Source organism: Atlantibacter subterraneus, from assembly GCF_007570865.1.
In the GTDB taxonomy this organism is placed as follows: Bacteria; Pseudomonadota; Gammaproteobacteria; order Enterobacterales; family Enterobacteriaceae; genus Atlantibacter; species Atlantibacter subterraneus.
The window spans coordinates 291495-313954 of the sequence record NZ_VLPS01000007.1; the positions used below are offsets into that span (position 1 = coordinate 291495).

Consider the following 22460-nt stretch of genomic DNA (forward strand, 5'->3'; position numbering starts at 1 on the left):
TAAAAAAATTCGTTACCCTTTATCGTTTGGATTGAGGGCGGCTGTCAACCGTTGTTGCACCTCTTGTTGCAGCGCATTATTAAGGGCACGCCGGTCCGCATTCGCGATTATAAATAAATCTTCTACTCGCTCGCCAATTGTCGTAATTCTCGCCCCATGGAGCGAAATCCCCAGGTCCGCGAACACCTGGCCGACGCGCGCCAGCAGCCCAGGCTGATCGAGGGCAATCAGCTCCATAAACGATTTGCGATCGGTGTGGGTCGGCAGAAAATTGACCTCGGTCTCGACGGTAAAGTGGCGCAGTTTGGCGGCCTGGCGACGCGGCTGCGGCGGATGCCAGGTGCGCTGGGTGATTGCCTGTTCCAGGCCATAGCGAATCGCTTCGTGGCGATCCGCCGCCAGCGGTTTGCCGTCCGGCTCCAGCACAATAAAGGTATCCATCGCCATCCCGTCGCGGGTGGTGAAGATCTGCGCGTCATGAACGCTGAGATTGCGCCGGTCGAGTTCCGCGCACACGGCGGCGAACAGGTAAGGACGGTCCGGGCTCCAGATGAAGATTTCGGTGCCGCCGCGCGTGGCCTGCGGGCTGAGCAGGATCAACGGCTTGCTGAGATCGTGTTGCAGCAGGTGGCGCGCATGCCAGGCAAGCTGGTTCGGGCTGTGGCGGACAAAATAGTTGGCCCGGCAGCGGGCCCAGATGCGGTGCAGCGCCTCTTCATCAATGTTGTCCATGCGCAGCAGCGCCAGCGCCTGAAGCTGATGATGACGCACCCGCTCGCGCATGTCCGGCGTATTCTGCATCCCGCGCCGCAGCTGTTTTTCGGTCGCGAAATAGAGTTCGCGCAGCAGGCTCTGCTTCCAGCTGTTCCACAGGGTTTCGTTGGTGGCGCAGATATCCGCCACCGTCAGGCACACCAGGAAGCGCAGGCGGTTTTCGGTTTGCACCTCTTCGGCAAACTGCTTGATCACTTCCGGATCCTGAATATCGCGGCGCTGGGCGGTGACCGACATCAGCAGATGATGACGCACCAGCCAGGCCACCAGCTGCGTTTCCCGAGAATTCAGGCCGTGCAGTTCGGCGAACTTCAGCACGTCCTGCGCGCCCAGCACCGAGTGGTCACCGCCCCGGCCTTTGGCGATATCGTGAAACAGCGCGGCGATCAGGATCAGCTCCGGATGGGTGAGACGCGGCCAGAGCTCCACGCATAACGGGTGTTTCTGGCGCGTCTCTTCCAGCGCGAAGCTCTCCAGTTTTTGCATCACCCGGATAGTGTGCTCATCCACCGTATAGGCGTGGAACAGGTCAAACTGCATCTGGCCGACGATATGCGACCACTGCGGCATATAGGCACCGAGCACGCTGTGGCGGTGCATTGGCAGCAGCCCGCGGCTCACCGCGCCCGGGTGGCGCAGCATCGATAAAAACAGGCTGCGCGCCTCGGGGATATAACACAGCGGCTCTGTTAAATGACGGCGCGCGTGGCGCAGATGGCGCAGCGTGGTGGAGTAAATGCCTGTGATGTCGCGGTTGCGCACCATGGCGTAAAACATACGCAGAATGGCCTGCGGCTCGCGGATAAACAGGCTCTCATCGCGCAGATCGATAAGCGAGCCGCGCAGCTGGAAGTCATCATCTAGCGGACGCGGCTTTTCATCGGCGGGCAGCGCCAGAATCGCCTCGTCAAACAGCTGCAACAGCATATGGTTGAGCTCGCCGACCCGGCGCGTCACGCGGTAAAAATCCTTCATCATCTGTTCGACAGGCTCATTGCCGTCGCCCTGATAGTGCAGGCGCTGGGCCACGCTGAGCTGGCGATCGAACAGCAGGCGGTTGTCATAGCGGTTCAGCTCAAGATGCAGCGCGAAGCGAATGCGCCACAGCACGTGCTGGCATTCGTCCAGCTCGTTGCGTTCGGCCTCGGTCAGAAAGCCGAAGCCGACCATTTCGCTTAGCGACGTCGCGCCAAAGTGCCGCCGCGCTACCCACTGTAAGGTGTGGATATCGCGCAGGCCGCCGGGGCTGCTTTTGATGTCGGGTTCAAGGTTGTAGCTGGTGCCGTGGTAGCGCTTATGGCGCTCCTGTTGTTCGTCGACTTTGGCGGCGAAAAAGCGCTCGGAAGGCCAGAAACCTTCTGAAAAGATATGCTTATGCAGTTCCAGGAATAATGCCACGTCGCCAGTTAACAAGCGGGATTCAATCAGGTTAGTAGCGACGGTGAGATCGGATAACCCCTCCAGCAGACACTCTTCCAGAGTGCGCACGCTGTGGCCCACTTCCAGCTTCACGTCCCACAGCAGGGTCAGCAGCTCGCCGACTTTCTGGGACTGCGCCTCGCTTAACCGCTTGCGGCTCAGGATCAGCAAATCGATGTCGGATAATGGATGCAGCTCGCCGCGCCCGTAGCCGCCCACCGCGACTAACGCCGCTTCGCTCAGCTCGCCAAAACCGTACTCAATCCACAGGCGCTGCAATAGTTGGTCGATAAATTCGGTCCGCGCTTCAATCAGCGTTTCTGCGGACAGCCCGCTGTCAAAGGCGCTGGCAAGCCACTGCTGAAACTGGTCGATATGCGCTTTGATGGCCTGGCAGTGCAGGTCCGCCTGCGGCCAGACGCCCGGGTTATCAGGCTGGCCGGGCAGGGTGGGGATAATGGTGCTGACGAAAGGTTCAGGTAAGGTATTACTCATGGCGCCACCCTAAAGAAAATAAGTTTGCCCAACGATTCAGGGAACCCGGGTCTGTGACAACAAAGTAAAAAAGTTATGCGCAAATAGAAAGGATCATTTTGTGATGGGCGAGGGCGGAATACCGCATAGAAGATAAAAAAATGGCCCTGAAACAGGGCCATTAATGTGCGCTTACGCGTCGGCGGTCAATACGGCCGGGATGGTGTCATCCTTACGCAGCGTGAGAATTTCACAGCCGGTTTCGGTGACCACAATCGTGTGCTCGTACTGCGCAGACAGGCTGCGGTCTTTGGTTTTTACCGTCCAGCCGTCTTTCATGGTGCGGATACGGTAATCGCCCGCGTTGACCATCGGTTCGATAGTAAAGGTCATACCGGCCTGCAACACCACGCCGCCGTCATCAGCATCGTAGTGCAGCACCTGCGGCTCTTCGTGGAACACGCGGCCAATGCCGTGTCCGCAATATTCGCGCACCACGGAGAAGCCTTCCGCTTCGACGAATTTCTGGATCGCCGCGCCCAGGGTGCGCAGACGAATGCCTGGTTTCACCATGCGCAGCGCCAGGTAGAGGCTCTCCTGGGTGACGCGGCACAGGCGCTCGCCCAGAATGGTTGGTTTACCGACGATAAACATTTTCGAGGTATCGCCGTGGTATTCGTCTTTAATCACGGTAACGTCGATATTGACGATATCACCGTCTTTCAACAGTTTTTCATCGTCCGGAATGCCGTGGCATACCACTTCGTTAATCGAGATACAGACCGATTTCGGAAAACCGTGGTAGTCGAGGCATGCGGAAACCGCGTGTTGGGTGTTCACGATGTAATCGTTGCAGATCCGGTCGAGTTCGCCGGTGCTGATCCCTGGCTTAACGTGAGGTTCAATCATCTCCAGCACTTCGGCGGCAAGGCGGCCGGCGACGCGCATTTTTTCGATTTCGTCAGGGGTTTTAATAGAAATAGCCATGAATAACGTCCGCTAATGTCGTTACGTCGACAAGATTTAAGCAAGTAATAACAATGTTAACAGGGCGGCAGGGCTGAGCCAAATTGAGATTTAATCTGGCTAACGCAGCGTGAACTACTGTTGGTGTCTTAATGGGTTTTATGGTATAAAGCGCGCCGGACTTCTGTTCCGCATTTACTACACGCTGCGGCGCAGAAGCGACATTCTCACTATGTGTAATAACACACACGTATCGGCACATATTCCGGGGTGCCCTTCGGGGTCGGTAATATGGGATACGTGGAGGCATAACCCCAACTTTTATATAGAGGTTTTAAACATGGCAACTGTTTCCATGCGCGACATGCTCAAGGCTGGTGTTCACTTTGGTCACCAGACCCGTTACTGGAACCCGAAAATGAAGCCGTTCATCTTCGGTGCGCGTAACAAAGTTCACATCATCAACCTTGAGCAAACTGTACCGATGTTCAACGACGCCCTGGCTGAGCTGAACAAAATTGCTGCTCGCAAAGGCAAAATCCTGTTCGTTGGTACTAAACGCGCTGCAAGCGAAGCTGTGAAAGAAGCTGCCGAAAGCTGCGACCAGTTCTTCGTAAACCACCGCTGGTTGGGTGGCATGCTGACTAACTGGAAAACCGTTCGTCAGTCCATCAAGCGCCTGAAAGATCTGGAAACTCAGTCTCAGGACGGTACTTTCGACAAGCTGACCAAGAAAGAAGCGCTGATGCGTACCCGTGAGCTGGAAAAACTGGAAAACAGCCTGGGCGGTATTAAAGACATGGGTGGCCTGCCGGACGCTCTGTTTGTTATCGATGCTGACCACGAACACATCGCGATCAAAGAAGCAAACAACCTGGGTATCCCGGTATTTGCTATCGTTGATACCAACTCCGATCCGGATGGCGTTGATTTCGTTATCCCGGGTAACGACGATGCAATCCGTGCTGTGACCCTGTACCTGAACGCGGTAGCGACCACCGTTCGCGAAGCACGCTCTCAGGACCTGGCTTCTCAGGCTGAAGAAAGCTTTGTAGAAGCTGAATAATAAGGTTTTAGCCCTTATTTGACCGTGTATAGATAGGGGCCTTTTTATGGCCCCTTTTTCTCTTTTATATCTGCCTGGCGTTAGCCGCCGGGCAGATCAAATCTCCCGAGGATTTAACAATGGCTGAAATTACCGCATCCCTGGTAAAAGAGCTGCGTGAGCGTACTGGCGCAGGCATGATGGATTGCAAAAAAGCGCTGACCGAAGCGAACGGCGACATCGAGCTGGCAATCGAAAACATGCGTAAATCCGGCGCGATCAAAGCGGCTAAGAAAGCAGGCAACGTTGCTGCTGACGGCGTGATCATCACCAAGATCGACGGCAACTACGGCATCATTCTGGAAGTTAACTGCCAGACTGACTTCGTTGCTAAAGACGGTGGTTTCCAGGCGTTCGCGAACAAAGTTCTGGACGCAGCGGTTGCAGGCAAAATCACTGACGTTGAAGTTCTGAAAGCACAGTTCGAAGAAGAGCGTGTTGCCCTGGTTGCTAAAATCGGCGAGAACATCAACATCCGTCGCGTAGCTTCCCTGGAAGGCGACGTTCTGGGTTCTTACCAGCACGGCGCGCGTATCGGCGTTCTGGTCGCTGCTAAAGGCGCTGACGAAGAGCTGGTTAAACAGCTGGCTATGCACATCGCTGCAAGCAAGCCGGAATTCGTTAAGCCGGAAGACGTGTCTGCTGAAGTGGTAGAAAAAGAGTACCAGGTTCAGCTGGACATCGCCATGCAGTCTGGCAAGCCGAAAGAAATCGCAGAGAAAATGGTTGAAGGCCGCATGAAGAAATTCACCGGCGAAGTTTCTCTGACTGGCCAGCCTTTCGTTATGGATCCGAGCAAATCTGTTGCTCAGCTGCTGAAAGAGCACAACGCTGACGTAACTGGCTTCATCCGCTTCGAAGTGGGCGAAGGCATCGAGAAAGTTGAGACTGACTTCGCAGCAGAAGTTGCTGCTATGTCCAAGCAGTCTTAATGCAGTAAGGAGCCGCCTGAGGGCGGCTCTGTTTTATCAGTAAAACATTCAGTTTGCTCCCAATGCGCGCGAACTGAAAAGCGGCATATCATGTCGTCTCCAAACCATCCCATTCGTTGACAGTTCCAGGAAAGAAACATGGCTACCAATGCAAAACCCGTCTATAAACGCATTCTGCTCAAGCTGAGTGGCGAAGCGCTGCAAGGTGCAGAAGGCTTCGGTATTGATGCGAGCATACTGGATCGCATGGCGCAGGAAGTAAAAGAGCTGGTTGAGCTCGGCGTCCAGGTCGGTGTGGTGATCGGCGGCGGTAACCTGTTCCGTGGCGCGGGTCTGGCGAAAGCGGGCATGAACCGTGTAGTCGGCGATCATATGGGTATGCTGGCTACCGTGATGAATGGCCTGGCGATGCGCGATGCGCTGCACCGTGCCTATGTTAACGCGCGCCTGATGTCTGCTATTCCGCTGAACGGCGTGTGCGATAACTACAGCTGGGCGGAAGCCATCAGCCTGCTGCGCAATAACCGCGTGGTGATCCTCTCTGCGGGCACCGGCAATCCTTTCTTCACCACCGACTCCGCAGCCTGCCTGCGCGGCATCGAAATCGAAGCCGACGTGGTGCTGAAAGCCACTAAAGTGGACGGCGTGTTCTCCGCCGATCCGATGAAAGATCCGGCAGCGACCCTGTACGATCAGCTGAGCTATCAGGAAGTGCTGGAAAAAGAATTAAAAGTCATGGATCTCGCCGCGTTCACGCTGGCCCGTGACCACAAAATGCCGATCCGCGTGTTCAATATGAACAAGCCGGGCGCGCTGCGTCGCGTTGTGATGGGCGAAAAAGAAGGCACATTAATCACGGAATAATTTCCGTAAGCGACAATTCCGGGTAAAATTCCGTTTCATTGTCGGTTCAGTTGGCGGATTATCTGCCGGGTGCCATGAATTAATCGGGCTATACTTATCACACTGCGTTTCACGTCGTCAGGCGAGCGTGTGTGGCCTGCCCAACTACCAGTTTTCAAGGACTCGTAACGTGATTAGCGAAATCAAAAAAGATGCTGAAGTGCGTATGGAAAAATGCGTCGAAGCATTCAAAAACCAAATCAGCAAAATCCGTACTGGCCGTGCTTCCCCAAGCCTGCTGGATGGTATCATTGTCGAATACTACGGCACGCCAACGCCGCTGCGTCAGCTGGCAAGCGTGACGGTAGAAGACACCCGTACGCTGAAAATCAACGTGTTTGATCGTTCGATGGGCCCGGCGGTTGAGAAAGCGATTATGGCGTCTGACCTCGGCCTGAACCCAAGTTCTGCCGGTTCTGATATCCGTGTTCCACTGCCTCCGCTGACCGAAGAACGTCGCAAAGACCTGATCAAAGTGGTGCGTGGCGAAGCCGAGCAGGCGCGTGTTGCGGTGCGTAACGTGCGTCGTGACGCTAACGATAAAGTAAAAGCGCTGCTGAAAGATAAAGAAATCAGCGAAGATGATGACCGCCGTTCCCAGGACGACGTTCAGAAAGCTACTGATGCCGCTATCAAGAAAGTAGATGCCGCGCTGGCAGAGAAAGAAACTGAGTTAATGCAGTTCTAATTTCTCGCCTTGCAAATGTGAACGCCGTACAGGAAAGCCGCTTAGCGGTGTTTTCTTACGGCGTTTTGCATTTAGACCACGTGTAACTTGCGTGATGACTTTTCCCTTTTCCTCACCGAGCGCCTGATGAAGCATTTGACCATTCTTGGCTCTACCGGATCTATCGGTTGTAGCACCCTTGACGTTGTTCGCCACAATCCACAACAGTATGTCGTCACCGCGCTGGTAGCGGGCAAAAACGTAACGCGCATGGCTGAGCAGTGCCTCGAATTCACTCCGCGTTTTGCGGTGATGGATGACGACGCCAGCGCATCGGCGCTGAAATCGTTGCTGCGTGAAAAGGGGAGTGCGACCGAGGTGCTTTCCGGACGGCAGGCGGCCTGCGATATGGCGGCGCTCAATGACGTCGACCAGGTCATGGCGGCGATTGTCGGCGCGGCGGGATTATTGCCTACGCTTGCCGCCATCCGCGCCGGTAAACAGATCCTGCTGGCCAATAAAGAGTCACTCGTTACCTGTGGCCGTCTTTTTATGGATGCTGTGAAGCAGAGCGGCGCCCGCCTTCTGCCGGTAGACAGCGAGCATAACGCCATTTTTCAGAGTTTACCGGAAACAATCCAGCGCCAGCTGGGGTACGCTGACCTTGAGGAAAACGGCATTTCGTCGATTATCCTTACCGGGTCGGGCGGGCCGTTTCGCGAAACCGCACTGGCTGAACTGGCGGGTATGACGCCGGATCAGGCTTGTCGGCATCCGAACTGGTCGATGGGGCGTAAAATCTCCGTCGATTCCGCCACGATGATGAACAAAGGTCTCGAATATATTGAAGCCCGCTGGCTTTTCAATGCGCCAGCCAGCCGTATGGAAGTGTTGATTCATCCTCAATCCGTGATTCATTCGATGGTTCGCTATGTGGATGGCAGCGTGCTCGCACAGCTGGGGGAACCGGATATGCGTACCCCCATCGCCCATACCATGGCCTGGCCCGCGCGCGTGAGCTCCGGGGTGAAACCGCTGGATTTTTGCAAAGCGGGCCCGTTGAGCTTTGTTGAGCCAGACTACCAACGTTACCCATGCCTGAAGCTGGCGATGGACGCGTTTGAACAAGGCCAGGCGGCAACCACCGCCCTGAATGCCGCGAATGAAATCACCGTTCAGGCTTTCCTCGATCAGCAGATTCGCTTCACTGATATTGCTGCGCTGAATGCCCAGGTGTTAGGCATGATGATCTTGTCTGAACCGCGCTCGGTGGACGAGGTATTAGGCGTTGATGAGGAAGCGCGCAGGGTTGCGCATCAGGAAGTGATGCGCTTCGCAAGCTGATGATTATTCATCCCACAAAAGCCATGTTATTTGTTAGCGTCTGGCTTCAGTGATATAGTCTGCGCCACCCTAATTAGGGGTAAAAGGCTGTAAAGGCCGGGTTCGCCGTGGTAAACACGGCGTTTTTGTGTAGAGGCTTCAGTATTTCTGAGTACCGTTTACTCCTTATCGGGGAAAAAGAACGCGTTATGTTGTCTGCGAATCAACCAGTAAACGAAAATCTGCCTGCTTCAGGTGCCCGCCATGTGGCTATCATTATGGATGGCAACGGACGCTGGGCGAAACGGCAGGGGAAAATCCGTGCCTTTGGCCATAAGGCAGGGGCTAAGTCGGTTCGCCGTGCCGTTTCGTTTGCTGCAAATCATGGTATCGATGCGCTGACTCTGTATGCATTCAGCAGTGAAAACTGGAATCGACCGGCTCAGGAAGTTAGCGCCTTGATGGAGCTGTTTGTTTGGGCGTTAGATAGTGAAGTCAAGAACTTACATCGTCATAACGTCCGGCTGCGCATCATTGGCGACACCAGTCGATTCAACACCCGTTTGCAAGAGCGTATTCATAAAGCCGAAGCCTTAACCAGTAAAAATACCGGCCTTACGCTCAACATCGCCGCGAATTATGGCGGACGTTGGGATATTATTCAGGGAGTGCGGCGTTTAGCTGAGCAAGTGCAGGAAGGGCTATTGCGCCCGGATCAGATTAGTGAAGATTTGCTCAGCGAGCAGATCTGCATGCATGAGCTGGCTCCCGTTGATTTAGTGATTAGGACAGGGGGAGAGCATCGTATCAGTAACTTTCTGATTTGGCAGATCGCCTATGCGGAACTTTATTTTACCGATGTTCTTTGGCCTGATTTTGATGAACAAGACTTTGAAGGTGCATTGAATGCCTTTGCCAATCGTGAGCGTCGATTTGGTGGGACTGTGTCCGGTGACAATGAAGCCTGATGGGGGTAGCTTTTGCTGAAGTATCGCCTGATTTCTGCTTTCATTTTAATTCCGGTCGTCATTGCCGCACTGTTCTTTTTGCCGCTGATTGGCTTTGCAATCACCACGCTGGTGGTATGCATGCTGGCGGCCTGGGAGTGGGGGCAACTGAGCGGGTTTGTTAACCGTACGCAACGGGTGTGGCTGGCGGTGCTGTGTGGCCTGCTGCTTGCGCTAATGTTATTCACGCTGCCCGAATACCACTATGGCGTCGATATTGCGGTCGTTGAGGGCTCATTGTGGCTGTCCCTTTTCTGGTGGGTTGTCGCCTTGTTGCTGGTGCTTTTTTATCCTGCATCCGCCGCGTTCTGGCGCAATTCTAAAGCTCTGCGGCTGGCTTTCGGATTAATGACCATCGTGCCGTTTTTTTGGGGCATGGTGGCGCTGCGCGGCTGGCATTATGAAGCCAACCATTACTACGGCGCTATCTGGCTGCTGTACGTAATGATTCTGGTTTGGGGCGCAGATTCCGGTGCCTATATGTTCGGCAAACTGTTTGGTAAACATAAGCTTGCGCCTAAGGTATCGCCCGGTAAAACCTGGCAGGGCTTTATTGGCGGCCTGTTTACCGCTGCGGTGATATCCTGGATTTATGGCGTGGTGGTGAATCTTGAAGTCGCACCATCGACTTTGCTGATATGCTCAGTGGTTGCTGCGTTGGCTTCGGTATTGGGCGATCTCACTGAAAGTATGTTTAAACGCGAAGCGGGTATTAAAGACAGTGGGAACCTCATTCCCGGCCACGGCGGGATCCTCGATCGCATCGACAGCCTGACGGCTGCCGTGCCGGTGTTCGCGTGTCTGATGCTGTTAGTTTTCAGAACGATTTAACGGAATAATCTATGCTGAGCATTCTCTGGAATTTGGCCGCTTTTATCATCGCGCTGGGTGTTCTTATTACCGTGCATGAGTTTGGCCATTTCTGGGTGGCTCGCAAAGCGGGCGTTCGCGTTGAGCGCTTCTCTATCGGCTTCGGTAAAGCCCTGTGGCGACGCACCGACCGCCAGGGCACAGAATACGTTATCGCCGTTATCCCTCTCGGGGGATATGTCAAAATGCTGGATGAGCGCGTTGAAACGGTTATTCCGGAAATGCGTCATCAGGCGTTCAACAACAAAACCGTCGGCCAGCGTGCGGCGATCATCGCCGCAGGTCCGATAGCAAACTTCCTGTTTGCTATTGTTGCCTACTGGCTGGTTTTCATGATCGGTATTCCCAGCGTTAAGCCAGTAATTGGTGAAATAACGCCCAACTCCATCGCGGCGCAGGCACAAATTGCGCCAGGCATGGAACTTAAGTCCGTTGAGGGTATCGAAACGCCTGACTGGGATAGCGTTCGTCTTGAGCTGGTGGCGAAAATCGGCGATGACAGCGTGACGTTGGGCGTGGGGCCGTTTGGCAGTACGCAACAAACCAATAAAATGCTGGATCTCAAAAACTGGCATTTTGAGCCCGATAAAGAAGATCCGGTGGCGTCTCTAGGCATCAGACCTTACGGACCGAAGATTGAACCGGTGCTGGCTGAAGTTCAGGCTGATTCAGCCGCCAGCAAAGCGGGTTTGCAAGCGGGCGACAGGATCGTTAAAGTCGATGGTCAGCCGCTGGCGAACTGGATGAGCTTTGTCACGCTGGTGCGCGACAACCCGGCGCAAAAGCTGGCGGTAGAAATTGAACGGCAGGGGAGTCCCTTGTCATTGACCCTGATTCCGGATACAAAAGCCGGTAGTGGGAAGGCGGAAGGGTTTGCCGGCGTGGTGCCGAAAGTGATCCCGCTGCCAGAAGAGTATAAAACAGTGCGCCAGTATGGGCCGTTTGCCGCTATCATCGAAGCCACGGACAAAACCTGGCAGTTGATGAAGCTGACGGTCAATATGCTGGGGAAATTGATAACCGGTGATGTCAAACTGAACAACCTCAGTGGGCCAATTTCGATTGCTCAAGGGGCAGGGATGTCAGCGGAGTATGGGTTGATTTATTACCTGATGTTCTTAGCGCTGATAAGCGTGAACTTAGGGATTATCAATCTGTTCCCGTTACCCGTTTTGGACGGTGGGCATTTGCTCTTTTTAGCGATAGAGAAGCTGAAGGGCGGGCCGGTTTCCGAGCGAGTTCAAGACTTTAGTTATCGCATTGGCTCTATTTTGCTGGTGCTGTTAATGGGGCTTGCACTTTTCAATGATTTCTCTCGGTTATAGAGAGCCAGGTTAGGAAGAGCGCATTACAACGATGGCGATTAAAAAATTGCTCATAGCGTCGCTGCTGTTCAGCAGCGCTACTGTATACGGTGCAGACGGTTTCGTAGTGAGAGATATTCATTTCGAAGGACTGCAGCGAGTCGCCGTTGGTGCGGCCCTCCTCAGCATGCCGGTCCGCGTCGGTGATACGGTTAATGATGAAGACATCAGTAACACGATCCGTTCGCTCTTTGCCACAGGCAACTTTGAAGACGTTCGCGTACTGCGCGACGGCGACACGCTGCTTGTTCAGGTAAAAGAACGGCCGACCATTGCCAGCATCACGTTCTCCGGCAACAAGTCGGTTAAAGACGACATGCTGAAGCAGAACCTGGAGGCTTCCGGCGTTCGCGTCGGCGAATCTCTCGACCGCACCACCCTTTCCGATATCGAAAAAGGACTGGAAGATTTCTACTACAGCGTGGGTAAATACAGCGCCAGCGTAAAAGCCGTTGTGACCCCGCTGCCGCGTAACCGCGTGGATTTGAAACTGGTGTTCCAGGAAGGCGTTTCCGCCACCATCCAGCAAATCAACATCGTGGGCAACCACGCGTTTACCACCGAAGAGCTGATCTCTCACTTCCAACTGCGTGATGAAGTGCCGTGGTGGAACGTGGTGGGCGACCGTAAATACCAGAAGCAAAAATTGCAGGGCGATCTTGAAACCCTGCGCAGCTACTATCTGGATCGCGGCTATGCGCGCTTCAATATTGATTCGACTCAGGTCAGCCTGACGCCGGACAAAAAGAGCATCTACGTGACCGTTAACGTCACCGAAGGCGATCAGTACAAAATCTCTGGCGTTGAAGTTAGCGGCAACCTGGCCGGCCACTCTGCGGAAATCGAAACGCTGACCAAAATGCAGCCGGGCGAGCTCTACAACGGCACCAAAGTGACCAAAATGGAAGACGACATTAAAAAGTTTCTTGGTCGCTATGGCTATGCCTACCCGCGCGTGCAGACACAGCCTGAAATTAACGAGAACGACAAAACGGTTAAACTGCATGTCAACGTGGACTCGGGTAACCGCTTCTACGTGCGCAAAATCCGTTTTGAAGGCAACGACACCTCTAAAGATGAAGTCCTGCGTCGTGAAATGCGCCAGATGGAAGGCGCGTGGCTGGGCAGCGATCTGGTCGATCAGGGTAAAGAGCGTCTGAACCGCCTGGGCTACTTTGAAACCGTGGACACCGACACCCAGCGTGTGCCGGGCCAGCCGGATCAGGTAGACGTGGTCTATAAAGTCAAAGAGCGTAACACCGGTAGCTTTAACTTCGGCGTGGGCTACGGTACCGAAAGCGGCGTCAGCTTCCAGGTTGGCGTACAGCAGGATAACTGGTTAGGTACCGGCTATTCTGTCGGCATTAACGGCACCAAAAACGATTATCAGACCTATTCTGAATTCTCCGTCACTAACCCGTACTTCACCGTGGATGGTGTTAGTCTTGGCGGACGCATTTTCTATAACGACTTTAAAGCGGATGACGCCGATCTGTCCTCCTATACCAACAAAAGTTACGGTGTAGACGGCACGCTGGGCTTCCCGATTAACGAATACAACACGTTGCGTGCAGGCGTTGGCTACGTCCATAACGACCTGTCCAACATGCAGCCGCAGGTTGCGATGGATCGTTATCTTGATTCGCTCGGTCAGAAAGACGGTAGCGATCGCGGTTTTACCGCCGACGATTTCACCTTTAACTACGGCTGGACTTATAACAAGCTGGACCGCGGTTTCTTCCCGACCGAAGGTTCGCGCGTTAACCTGAACGGTAAAGTGACCATTCCAGGTTCAGATAACGAGTTCTATAAACTCACTCTCGATACGGCGACCTATGTGCCGATTGATGATGACCATAAATGGGTGGTCCTGGGACGTACCCGTTGGGGCTATGGCGATGGTCTGGGCGGCAAAGAGATGCCGTTCTATGAAAACTTCTATGCAGGCGGTTCCAGTACCGTACGTGGTTTCCAGTCAAACAACATTGGTCCTAAAGCAGTTTATAAAGGTCCGAATGAGGATAACTGCGAAAATAGCGCATACTGTTCATCTGACGATGCGGTAGGCGGGAACGCGATGGGTGTCGCCAGCCTGGAATTCATCACCCCGACGCCGTTCCTCAGCGATAAATATGCCAACTCGGTTCGTACCTCGCTGTTCGTTGATGCGGGTACCGTATGGGATACCAACTGGGATAACACCGCTGAAATGCGTGCGGCAGGCGTTCCGGACTACAGCGATCCCGCCAACATCCGTATGTCTGCGGGTATCGCCTTGCAGTGGATGTCACCGTTGGGTCCATTGGTGTTCTCTTATGCGCAGCCGTTTAAAAAGTATGATGGAGACAGTGCAGAACAGTTCCAGTTTAACATCGGTAAGACCTGGTAATTGTTTGTTGCGAAGGAATGCATTAGCAGTGTAGCGATGACTTTTGGCGGGTGTTTCACCCGTCAGGCCACGCAAAGAACGGTACCTTCGGGTACTAATGGGATGGTAAGGAGTTTATTGTGAAAAAGTGGTTATGTGCTGCAGGTCTCGGTTTAGCAATGGCAGCGTCTGCTCAGGCGGCTGATAAAGTTGCAGTTGTTAACATGCAAAATCTGTTTCAGCAGGTTGCTCAGAACACTGGCGTATCTAAAACGCTGGAAAATGAGTTCAAAAGCCGTGGCAGCGAGCTGCAACGTCAGGAAAGCGATCTGCAGGCCAAAATGCAGCGTTTACAGCGTGATGGTTCCACGATGAAGGCGAGCGATCGTACCAAGCTGGAAAAAGACATCATGACTCAGCGCCAGGCTTTCGGTACTAAAGCCCAGCAGTTCGAGCAGGACCGTGCGCGCCGTTCTAATGAAGAACGCGGCAAGCTGGTTTCCCGTATTCAGGCAGCTGTGAAGAAAGTTGCTGCCGACCAGGATGTCGATCTGGTGCTGGACGCCAATACCGTTGTTTATAACGGTAGCGATGTGAAAGACATCACCGCTGATGTACTGAAACAGGTTAAATAAGTAATGCCTTCAATTCGACTGGCTGATTTAGCCCAACAGTTGGATGCAGAACTGCACGGTGATGGCGATATCGTCATCACCGGCGTCGCTTCAATGCAGTCTGCGGGTGAGGGGCAAATCACCTTCATGGTAAACCCCCGTTACCGTGACCATCTGGCTGCATGCCAGGCGTCTGCCGTTGTGATGGCCGCAGACGATCTTCCTTTTGCCAAAAGCGCGGCGCTGGTAGTGAAAAATCCCTATCTGACCTATGCGCGTATGGCCCAAATTCTTGATACCACGCCTCAGCCTGCGCAGAATATCGCGCCCAGCGCAGTGATTGACGCCAGCGCGAAGCTGGGCAACAACGTCTCTGTTGGCGCGAATGCGGTGATCGAATCCGGCGTTGAGCTGGGCGATAACGTCATTATCGGCGCGGGTTGCTTCGTGGGTAAAAATTCACGCATTGGCGCGGGTTCGCGTCTGTGGGCGAATGTCACCATCTATCATGAGATCCAGATCGGCGAACAGTGCCTGATCCAGTCCAGCACCGTGATCGGCGCGGATGGCTTTGGCTACGCTAACGATCGTGGTAACTGGATTAAGATCCCTCAGCTTGGCCGGGTGATTATCGGCGATCGCGTTGAGATCGGCGCATGCACCACCATCGACCGTGGCGCGCTGGATGACACCCTTATCGGCAACGGCGTGATCATTGATAACCAGTGCCAGATTGCGCATAACGTCGTGATTGGCGACAATACCGCAGTTGCGGGCGGCGTCATCATGGCGGGCAGCCTGAAAATTGGCCGTTACTGCATGATTGGCGGTGCCAGCGTGATCAACGGTCATATGGAAATTTGTGACAAAGTTACCGTGACCGGTATGGGCATGGTGATGCGTCCTATTTCCGAGCCTGGCGTGTACTCTTCAGGTATTCCGCTACAGCCGAATAAGGTTTGGCGTAAAACAGCAGCGTTGGTAATGAACATTGATGAAATGAATAAACGCCTGAAAGCTGTTGAGCGGAAAGTCATTAAAGACGAATAACGCCCTCTGGCTAACGCCTGCAAGCGACAAAGTTAAGCGGCCTGTTGGCATTCTTCGGATTGCCGCAGGCCGTGTTATTATTGCCATTTAGTATATTTAGACAGGACCAGTATCTTGACTACTGACACTCATACTCTGCACATCGAAGAGATTTTAGAGCTTCTGCCGCACCGTTTCCCGTTCCTTTTAGTGGATCGCGTGCTGGATTTTGAAGAAGGTCGCTTCCTGCGGGCAGTCAAAAACGTTACGGTAAACGAACCGTTTTTCCAGGGCCATTTCCCTGGTAAACCGATTTTCCCAGGTGTGCTGATTCTGGAAGCGATGGCGCAGGCCACCGGTATCCTGGCATTCAAAAGCGTGGGTAAACTGGAACCGGGCGAGCTTTACTACTTTGCGGGTATCGATGAAGCACGTTTTAAACGTCCGGTTGTGCCGGGCGATCAGATGATTATGGAAGTCACCTTTGAGAAAACCCGCCGCGGCCTGACGCGCTTTAAGGGCGTCGCACTGGTCGATGGCAAAGTTGTCTGCGAAGCGACGATGATGTGCGCGCGCAGCCGGGAGAGCTGATACGTGATTGATAAAACTGCCTTTGTTCATCCCTCTGCCATTGTGGAAGACGGTGCCATTATTGGTGCTAACGTTCATATTGGTCCGTTTTGTATCGTCGGTCCACACGTTGAGATCGGTGAAGGTACTGTTCTGAAGTCTCATGTCGTCGTTAACGGCCATACCAAAATTGGTCGTGATAATGAGATCTATCAGTTCGCATCCATTGGCGAAGTAAACCAGGATCTAAAATACGCTGGTGAACCAACCCGTGTGGAGATCGGCGACCGTAACCGCATCCGCGAAAGCGTCACTATTCATCGTGGAACCGAGCAAGGCGGCGGCCTGACGAAGGTAGGTAGCGATAACCTGCTGATGATCAACGCGCACGTAGCGCATGATTGCACAGTGGGCGACCGCTGCATCCTGGCCAACAACGCGACGCTGGCCGGGCACGTATCGTTGGGCGACTTCGCCATTATCGGCGGTATGACCGCAGTTCATCAGTTCTGCATCATTGGTGCCCACGTAATGGTCGGCGGATGCTCTGGCGTCGCCCAGGACGTCCCGCCGTATGTGATTGCCCAGGGTAACCACGCGACGCCGTTTGGCGTCAACATCGAAGGGCTGAAGCGCCGCGGCTTTAGCCGTGAAGCGATCACCGCGATCCGCAACGCGTATAAACTGCTGTACCGCAGTGGTAAAACGCTGGATGAAGCAAAACCGGAAATCGCTGCGCTGGCGGAACAATATCCCGAAGTGCAGGCGTTTACCGAGTTCTTTGAACGTTCCACGCGCGGTCTGATTCGTTAATGGCTGTAAAACGACCCTTAACGATTGCCCTCGTCGCCGGAGAAACCTCCGGCGATATTCTTGGTGCTGGCCTGATCCGCGCGTTAAAAGCGCGTATTCCGGACGCACGCTTCGTGGGCGTCGCCGGGCCGCGTATGCAGGCAGAAGGCTGCGAAGCCTGGTACGAAATGGAAGAGCTGGCCGTGATGGGCGTGGTTGAAGTGCTGGGCCGCCTGCGTCGCCTGCTGCATATTCGTGCCGATCTCATCCGCCGTTTCAACGAGCTTAAGCCGGACGTGTTTGTCGGCATTGATGCGCCGGATTTCAACATTACCCTCGAAGGCAACCTGAAAAAACAGGGTATTAAAACCATTCATTACGTCAGCCCGTCAGTGTGGGCGTGGCGTCAAAAACGGGTTTTCAAAATCGGCAGAGCCACCGACCTGGTGCTGGCGTTTCTGCCTTTCGAAAAAGCGTTTTACGATCGATTCAATGTCCCGTGTCGGTTTATCGGCCACACTATGGCCGATGCGATGCCGCTGGACCCGGATAAACAAGCGGCCAGAGCCACGCTCGGCATCCCGGAAGATGCTCACTGCCTGGCTTTGTTACCCGGTAGCCGCGGTGCGGAAGTCGAAATGCTTAGCGCCGATTTCCTGAAAACCGCGCTGCTGTTGCGCGAACGCTTCCCCGATTTGCAGGTGGTGGTGCCGCTGGTAAATGCGAAGCGTCGCGAGCAGTTTGAAAAGATTAAGCAGGATGTCGCGCCGGACATGCACATCCACCTGCTGGATGGCATGGGGCGCGAAGCGATGATCGCCAGCGATGCCGCGCTGCTGGCGTCGGGCACCGCCGCGCTGGAGTGTATGCTGGCGAAGTGCCCGATGGTGGTCGGCTATCGCATGAAACCGTTCACTTTCTGGCTGGCGAAGCGCCTGGTCAAAACTGATTATGTCTCGCTGCCCAATCTGCTGGCGCGGCGCGAACTGGTTAAAGAACTGCTTCAGGATGAATGCACCCCGCAGAACCTGTACGCCGCATTGCTGCCGCTGTTAGATCGTGGCGCGAAGAGCGAACAGATGCATGAAACCTTCCGCCAGCTGCATCAGCAAATTCGCTGCAATGCCGACGAGCAGGCGGCGGATGCGGTACTGGAGTTAGCGCAATGATCGAATTTATCTATCCGCATACCCAACTTGTGGCGGGTGTGGATGAAGTGGGCCGCGGCCCGCTGGTGGGCGCAGTGGTCACGGCGGCGGTGATTTTAGATCCCAGCCGTCCCATCCCTGGTCTTGCCGATTCAAAAAAATTATCGGAAAAACGCCGCCTGGCACTATTTGATGAAATCACTGAAAAAGCGCTGTGCTGGAGCCTGGGGCGGGCGGAGCCGCACGAAATCGACGAGCTGAATATTCTGCACGCCACCATGCTGGCGATGCAGCGCGCGGTTGCCGGGCTATCGGTGACGCCGGAATATGTGCTGATCGACGGAAACCGCTGCCCGCAATTGCCGATGCCGTCCATGGCGGTGGTCAAGGGCGATAGCCGGGTGGCGGAAATCAGCGCAGCATCAATACTTGCCAAAGTTACGCGCGATGCGGAAATGGCGGCGCTGGACATCAGCTTCCCGCAATACGGTTTTGCTCAACACAAGGGCTACCCTACCGTCTTCCATCTGGAAAGGCTGGCTGAGCACGGCGCGACAGAACATCACCGCCGCAGTTTCGCGCCGGTGAGACGCGCTCTCAATCTGGTGTCTTAAGCACCACGCACAACGTTATTCGGATACTGAGATGGCTGAACCTCGTTTTGTGCACCTGCGGGTGCACAGTGACTATTCCATGATCGATGGGCTTGCCAAGACGGGACCGCTGGTAAAAAAGGCGGCCTCGCTGGGGATGCCTGCGCTGGCGATCACCGACTTCACCAACCTGTGTGGTCTGGTTAAGTTTTACGGGGGCGCACACGGCGCGGGCATGAAGCCGATTATCGGCGCGGATTTTAACGTTCATAACCCGATTATGGGCGACGAGCTGAACGAAATTACCGTGCTGGCCGCCAACAACGACGGCTACCAGAATCTTACGCTGCTCATTTCCCGCGCCTACCAGCGCGGGTATGGGGCCGCAGGGCCGTTTATCGATATCGAATGGCTGGCGGAGCTTAATCACGGCTTGATCCTGCTCTCTGGCGCGCGCAATGGCGACGTTGGTAAAAGTTTGCTGCGCGGCAATATGGCGCTGGTGGATCAGTGCCTGAGCTTCTACCAGCAGCATTTTGCCGACCGGTTTTATCTGGAGCTGATCCGCACCGGGCGCACCGATGAAGAGCGTTATCTGCACGCCGCCGTCGCGCTGGCGGAAGAGAAGGGCGTGCCGGTTGTCGCCACTAACGACGTGCGTTTTATCGATGCCGGTGATTTTGATGCCCACGAAATCCGCGTCGCCATTCACGACGGTTTTACTCTCGACGATCCTAAGCGCCCGCGCAACTACTCGACGCAGCAATATATGCGCAGCGAAGAGGAGATGTGCGAGCTGTTCGCGGATATTCCGGAAGCGCTGGAAAACAGCGTTGAGATTGCCCGCCGCTGTAACGTGACGGTGCGCCTCGGCGAGTATTTCCTGCCGCAGTTCCCCACCGGCGATATGACCACCGAGGATTTCCTGGTGGCGAAGTCAAAAGAGGGTCTGGAAGAGCGCCTGGAGTTTCTGTTCCCGGACCCGGAAGAACGGGCGAAGCGCCGACCGGAATACGATGAGCGTCTGGATATTGAACTCCAGGTGATCAACCAGATGGGTTTCCCGGGCTACTTCCTGATCGTGATGGAGTTTATCCAGTGGTCGAAAGATAACGGCGTGCCGGTAGGCCCAGGCCGTGGCTCCGGCGCAGGTTCGCTGGTAGCCTATGCCCTGAAAATTACCGACCTCGATCCGCTGGAATTCGACCTGCTGTTCGAACGTTTCCTGAACCCGGAGCGTGTCTCGATGCCCGACTTCGACGTCGACTTCTGCATGGAGAAGCGCGATCGGGTTATCGATCACGTGGCGGAAATGTACGGGCGCGAAGCGGTTTCGCAGATCATTACTTTCGGAACCATGGCCGCAAAAGCGGTGATCCGCGACGTGGGCCGTGTGCTGGGCCACCCGTACGGCTTCGTTGACCGCATTTCCAAGCTGGTGCCGCCCGATCCGGGCATGACCCTGGCGAAGGCATTTGAAGCCGAACCACAGCTGCCAGAAATCTATGAAGCCGACGAAGAGGTCCGGGCGCTGATCGACATGGCGCGCAAACTGGAAGGGGTGACCCGTAACGCCGGTAAGCACGCGGGCGGCGTGGTAATCGCGCCGACCAAAATTACCGACTTCGCCCCGCTGTACTGCGATGAAATGGGCCAGCACCCGGTTACCCAGTTTGATAAAAACGACGTGGAATACGCGGGCCTGGTGAAGTTCGACTTCCTGGGGCTGCGCACGCTGACCATCATCGACTGGGCGTTGAAGATGATCAACCCGCGCCGGGCGAAGCAGGGTCTGGAGCCCATCGACATCGCCGCCATCCCGCTGGATGACAAAAAAAGCTTCGACATGCTGCAACGCTCGGAAACCACTGCGGTATTCCAGCTTGAATCGCGCGGCATGAAGGATCTGATTAAACGCCTGCAGCCGGACTGCTTCGAAGACATGATCGCACTGGTGGCGCTGTTCCGCCCGGGGCCGCTGCAGTCGGGCATGGTAGATAACTTTATCGACCGTAAACATGGCCGTGAAGCGATCTCCTATCCGGATATCCAGTGGCAGCATGAGAGCCTGAAACCGGTACTGGAGCCGACCTATGGCATCATCCTGTATCAGGAACAGGTGATGCAGATTGCCCAGGTGCTCTCGGGCTATACCCTTGGCGGCGCGGATATGCTGCGTCGCGCTATGGGTAAAAAGAAGCCTGAAGAGATGGCCAAACAGCGTTCGGTGTTTGAAGAGGGCGCGAAAAATAACGGCGTCGACGGCGAACTGGCGATGAAAATCTTCGACCTGGTGGAGAAATTCGCGGGTTATGGATTTAACAAATCGCACTCGGCGGCCTATGCTCTGGTATCCTACCAAACGCTTTGGCTGAAGGCGCATTACCCGGCGGAGTTTATGGCGGCGGTAATGACGGCGGATATGGATAACACCGACAAAGTGGTCGGGCTGGTGGATGAGTGCTGGCGCATGGGGCTAAAAATCCTGCCGCCGGACATTAACTCCGGGCTGTATCATTTCCACGTCAACGATGACGGGGAGATTGTTTACGGCATCGGCGCGATTAAAGGCGTGGGCGAGGGGCCGATTGAGGCCATCATCGAGGCGCGTAATAAAGACGGTTATTTCCGCGAGCTGTTTGATCTCTGCGCGCGCACCGACACCAAAAAGCTTAACCGTCGGGTCCTGGAAAAGCTGATCATGTCCGGGGCGTTCGATCGCCTTGGCCCGCACCGCGCCGCGCTGATGAACTCGCTGGGCGATGCGCTTAAAGCAGCGGATCAGCACGCGAGAGCCGAAGCTATCGGCCAGGCGGATATGTTTGGCGTGCTGGCGGAAGAGCCGGAACAGATTGAAAAATCCTACGCCAACTGCCAGCCATGGCCTGAGCAGACCGTACTGGACGGCGAGCGGGAAACCCTGGGGCTATACCTCACAGGGCACCCCATCAACCAGTACCTGAAAGAGATCGAACGCTATGTCGGCGGCATGCGTCTCAAAGATATGCACCCGACAGAGCGTTGTAAAGTTATCACGGCTGCGGGGCTTGTGATTGCTTCGCGGGTTATGGTCACCAAGCGCGGCAATCGTATCGGCATCTGTACCCTGGATGACCGCTCCGGGCGTCTTGAGGTGATGTTATTCACCGATGCGCTGGAGAAATACCAGCATCTGCTGGAACAAGACCGGATCCTAATCGTCAGCGGACAGGTCAGCTTTGATGACTTCAGCGGAGGCCTTAAAATGACCGCTCGCGAAGTGATGGACATTGCAGACGCCCGCGAAAAGTATGCGCGTGGGCTTGCTATCTCGCTGACGGACAGGCAAATTGATGACCAGCTTTTAAACCGACTCCGTCAGTCTCTGGAACCCCATCGTTCGGGAACCATTCCAGTACATCTCTACTATCAGAGGGCGGATGCGCGCGCGAGGTTGCGTTTTGGCGCAACGTGGCGTGTCTCTCCGAGCGATCGTTTACTTAACGATCTGCGTGGCCTGATAGGTTCGGAGCAGGTGGAACTGGAGTTTGACTAATACAGGA

18 protein-coding genes are annotated in these 22460 nt (G+C 54.9%); 16 read left to right on the forward strand and 2 right to left on the reverse strand.

Going from position 1 to position 22460, the window contains the following annotated elements:
• Positions 1-12: 12 nt before the first annotated feature.
• Both glnD and map read right to left on the reverse strand, forming a co-directional pair.
• Positions 13-2688, reverse strand: coding sequence for a bifunctional uridylyltransferase/uridylyl-removing protein GlnD (glnD, locus tag FND52_RS14670; RefSeq protein WP_144131541.1), 2676 nt, complete (start codon positions 2686-2688; stop codon positions 13-15).
• Between the two features lie 171 nt (positions 2689-2859).
• Complete coding sequence (gene map / locus FND52_RS14675; RefSeq protein WP_125293604.1) at positions 2860-3654, reverse strand: type I methionyl aminopeptidase; 795 nt, start codon at positions 3652-3654, stop codon at positions 2860-2862.
• 319 nt (positions 3655-3973) lie between these two features.
• Between map and rpsB the strand changes: the two genes are divergently transcribed.
• From rpsB to dnaE, 16 genes are all read left to right on the forward strand, one after another.
• Positions 3974-4699 (forward strand): 30S ribosomal protein S2, encoded by a 726-nt coding sequence (gene rpsB / locus FND52_RS14680; protein WP_002436951.1) that lies wholly within the window; start codon positions 3974-3976, stop codon positions 4697-4699.
• Positions 4700-4818: 119 nt separating this feature from the next.
• On the forward strand, positions 4819-5670 hold the full coding sequence (tsf, locus tag FND52_RS14685; protein WP_008501911.1) for a translation elongation factor Ts: 852 nt from the start codon (positions 4819-4821) through the stop codon (positions 5668-5670).
• 138 nt (positions 5671-5808) lie between these two features.
• Positions 5809-6534, forward strand: coding sequence for a UMP kinase (gene pyrH, locus FND52_RS14690; RefSeq protein WP_125293603.1), 726 nt, complete (start codon positions 5809-5811; stop codon positions 6532-6534).
• 169 nt (positions 6535-6703) lie between these two features.
• Positions 6704-7261: a ribosome recycling factor gene (frr, locus tag FND52_RS14695; RefSeq protein ID WP_002436957.1), complete on the forward strand. Its 558-nt coding sequence runs from the start codon at positions 6704-6706 to the stop codon at positions 7259-7261.
• 126 nt (positions 7262-7387) lie between these two features.
• Positions 7388-8584 (forward strand): 1-deoxy-D-xylulose-5-phosphate reductoisomerase, encoded by a 1197-nt coding sequence (gene ispC / locus FND52_RS14700; protein ID WP_125293602.1) that lies wholly within the window; start codon positions 7388-7390, stop codon positions 8582-8584.
• 188 nt (positions 8585-8772) lie between these two features.
• Positions 8773-9531: a (2E,6E)-farnesyl-diphosphate-specific ditrans,polycis-undecaprenyl-diphosphate synthase gene (gene ispU, locus FND52_RS14705; protein WP_125293794.1), complete on the forward strand. Its 759-nt coding sequence runs from the start codon at positions 8773-8775 to the stop codon at positions 9529-9531.
• 12 nt (positions 9532-9543) lie between these two features.
• Positions 9544-10401, forward strand: coding sequence for a phosphatidate cytidylyltransferase (cdsA, locus tag FND52_RS14710; RefSeq protein WP_125293601.1), 858 nt, complete (start codon positions 9544-9546; stop codon positions 10399-10401).
• Positions 10402-10412: 11 nt separating this feature from the next.
• Positions 10413-11765 (forward strand): sigma E protease regulator RseP, encoded by a 1353-nt coding sequence (gene rseP, locus FND52_RS14715; protein ID WP_125293600.1) that lies wholly within the window; start codon positions 10413-10415, stop codon positions 11763-11765.
• A gap of 31 nt (positions 11766-11796) precedes the next feature.
• On the forward strand, positions 11797-14193 hold the full coding sequence (gene bamA / locus FND52_RS14720) for an outer membrane protein assembly factor BamA (RefSeq protein ID WP_144131543.1): 2397 nt from the start codon (positions 11797-11799) through the stop codon (positions 14191-14193).
• A 119-nt stretch (positions 14194-14312) separates the two neighbouring features.
• The gene (skp, locus tag FND52_RS14725) at positions 14313-14807 is read left to right on the forward strand and encodes a molecular chaperone Skp (protein ID WP_144131545.1); all 495 of its coding nucleotides are present in this window, start codon (positions 14313-14315) and stop codon (positions 14805-14807) included.
• 3 nt (positions 14808-14810) lie between these two features.
• Positions 14811-15836: a UDP-3-O-(3-hydroxymyristoyl)glucosamine N-acyltransferase gene (gene lpxD / locus FND52_RS14730; protein WP_125293597.1), complete on the forward strand. Its 1026-nt coding sequence runs from the start codon at positions 14811-14813 to the stop codon at positions 15834-15836.
• A gap of 114 nt (positions 15837-15950) precedes the next feature.
• A complete protein-coding gene (fabZ, locus tag FND52_RS14735; RefSeq protein WP_002436969.1) occupies positions 15951-16406 on the forward strand; it encodes a 3-hydroxyacyl-ACP dehydratase FabZ in 456 nt (151 codons plus the stop codon).
• Positions 16407-16409: 3 nt separating this feature from the next.
• The gene (gene lpxA, locus FND52_RS14740; RefSeq protein WP_125293596.1) at positions 16410-17198 is read left to right on the forward strand and encodes an acyl-ACP--UDP-N-acetylglucosamine O-acyltransferase; all 789 of its coding nucleotides are present in this window, start codon (positions 16410-16412) and stop codon (positions 17196-17198) included.
• On the forward strand, positions 17198-18346 hold the full coding sequence (gene lpxB, locus FND52_RS14745; protein WP_144131547.1) for a lipid-A-disaccharide synthase: 1149 nt from the start codon (positions 17198-17200) through the stop codon (positions 18344-18346). The genes lpxA and lpxB overlap by 1 nt, the downstream gene beginning before the upstream one ends.
• Positions 18343-18939, forward strand: a complete 597-nt coding sequence (rnhB, locus tag FND52_RS14750; protein ID WP_144131549.1) for a ribonuclease HII — start codon at positions 18343-18345, stop codon at positions 18937-18939. The genes lpxB and rnhB overlap by 4 nt, the downstream gene beginning before the upstream one ends.
• 31 nt (positions 18940-18970) lie before the next feature.
• Positions 18971-22453 carry a DNA polymerase III subunit alpha gene (dnaE, locus tag FND52_RS14755; RefSeq protein WP_144131551.1) on the forward strand — a complete coding sequence of 1161 codons (3483 nt, stop codon included), beginning with the start codon at positions 18971-18973 and terminating at the stop codon, positions 22451-22453.
• Positions 22454-22460 lie beyond the last annotated feature (7 nt).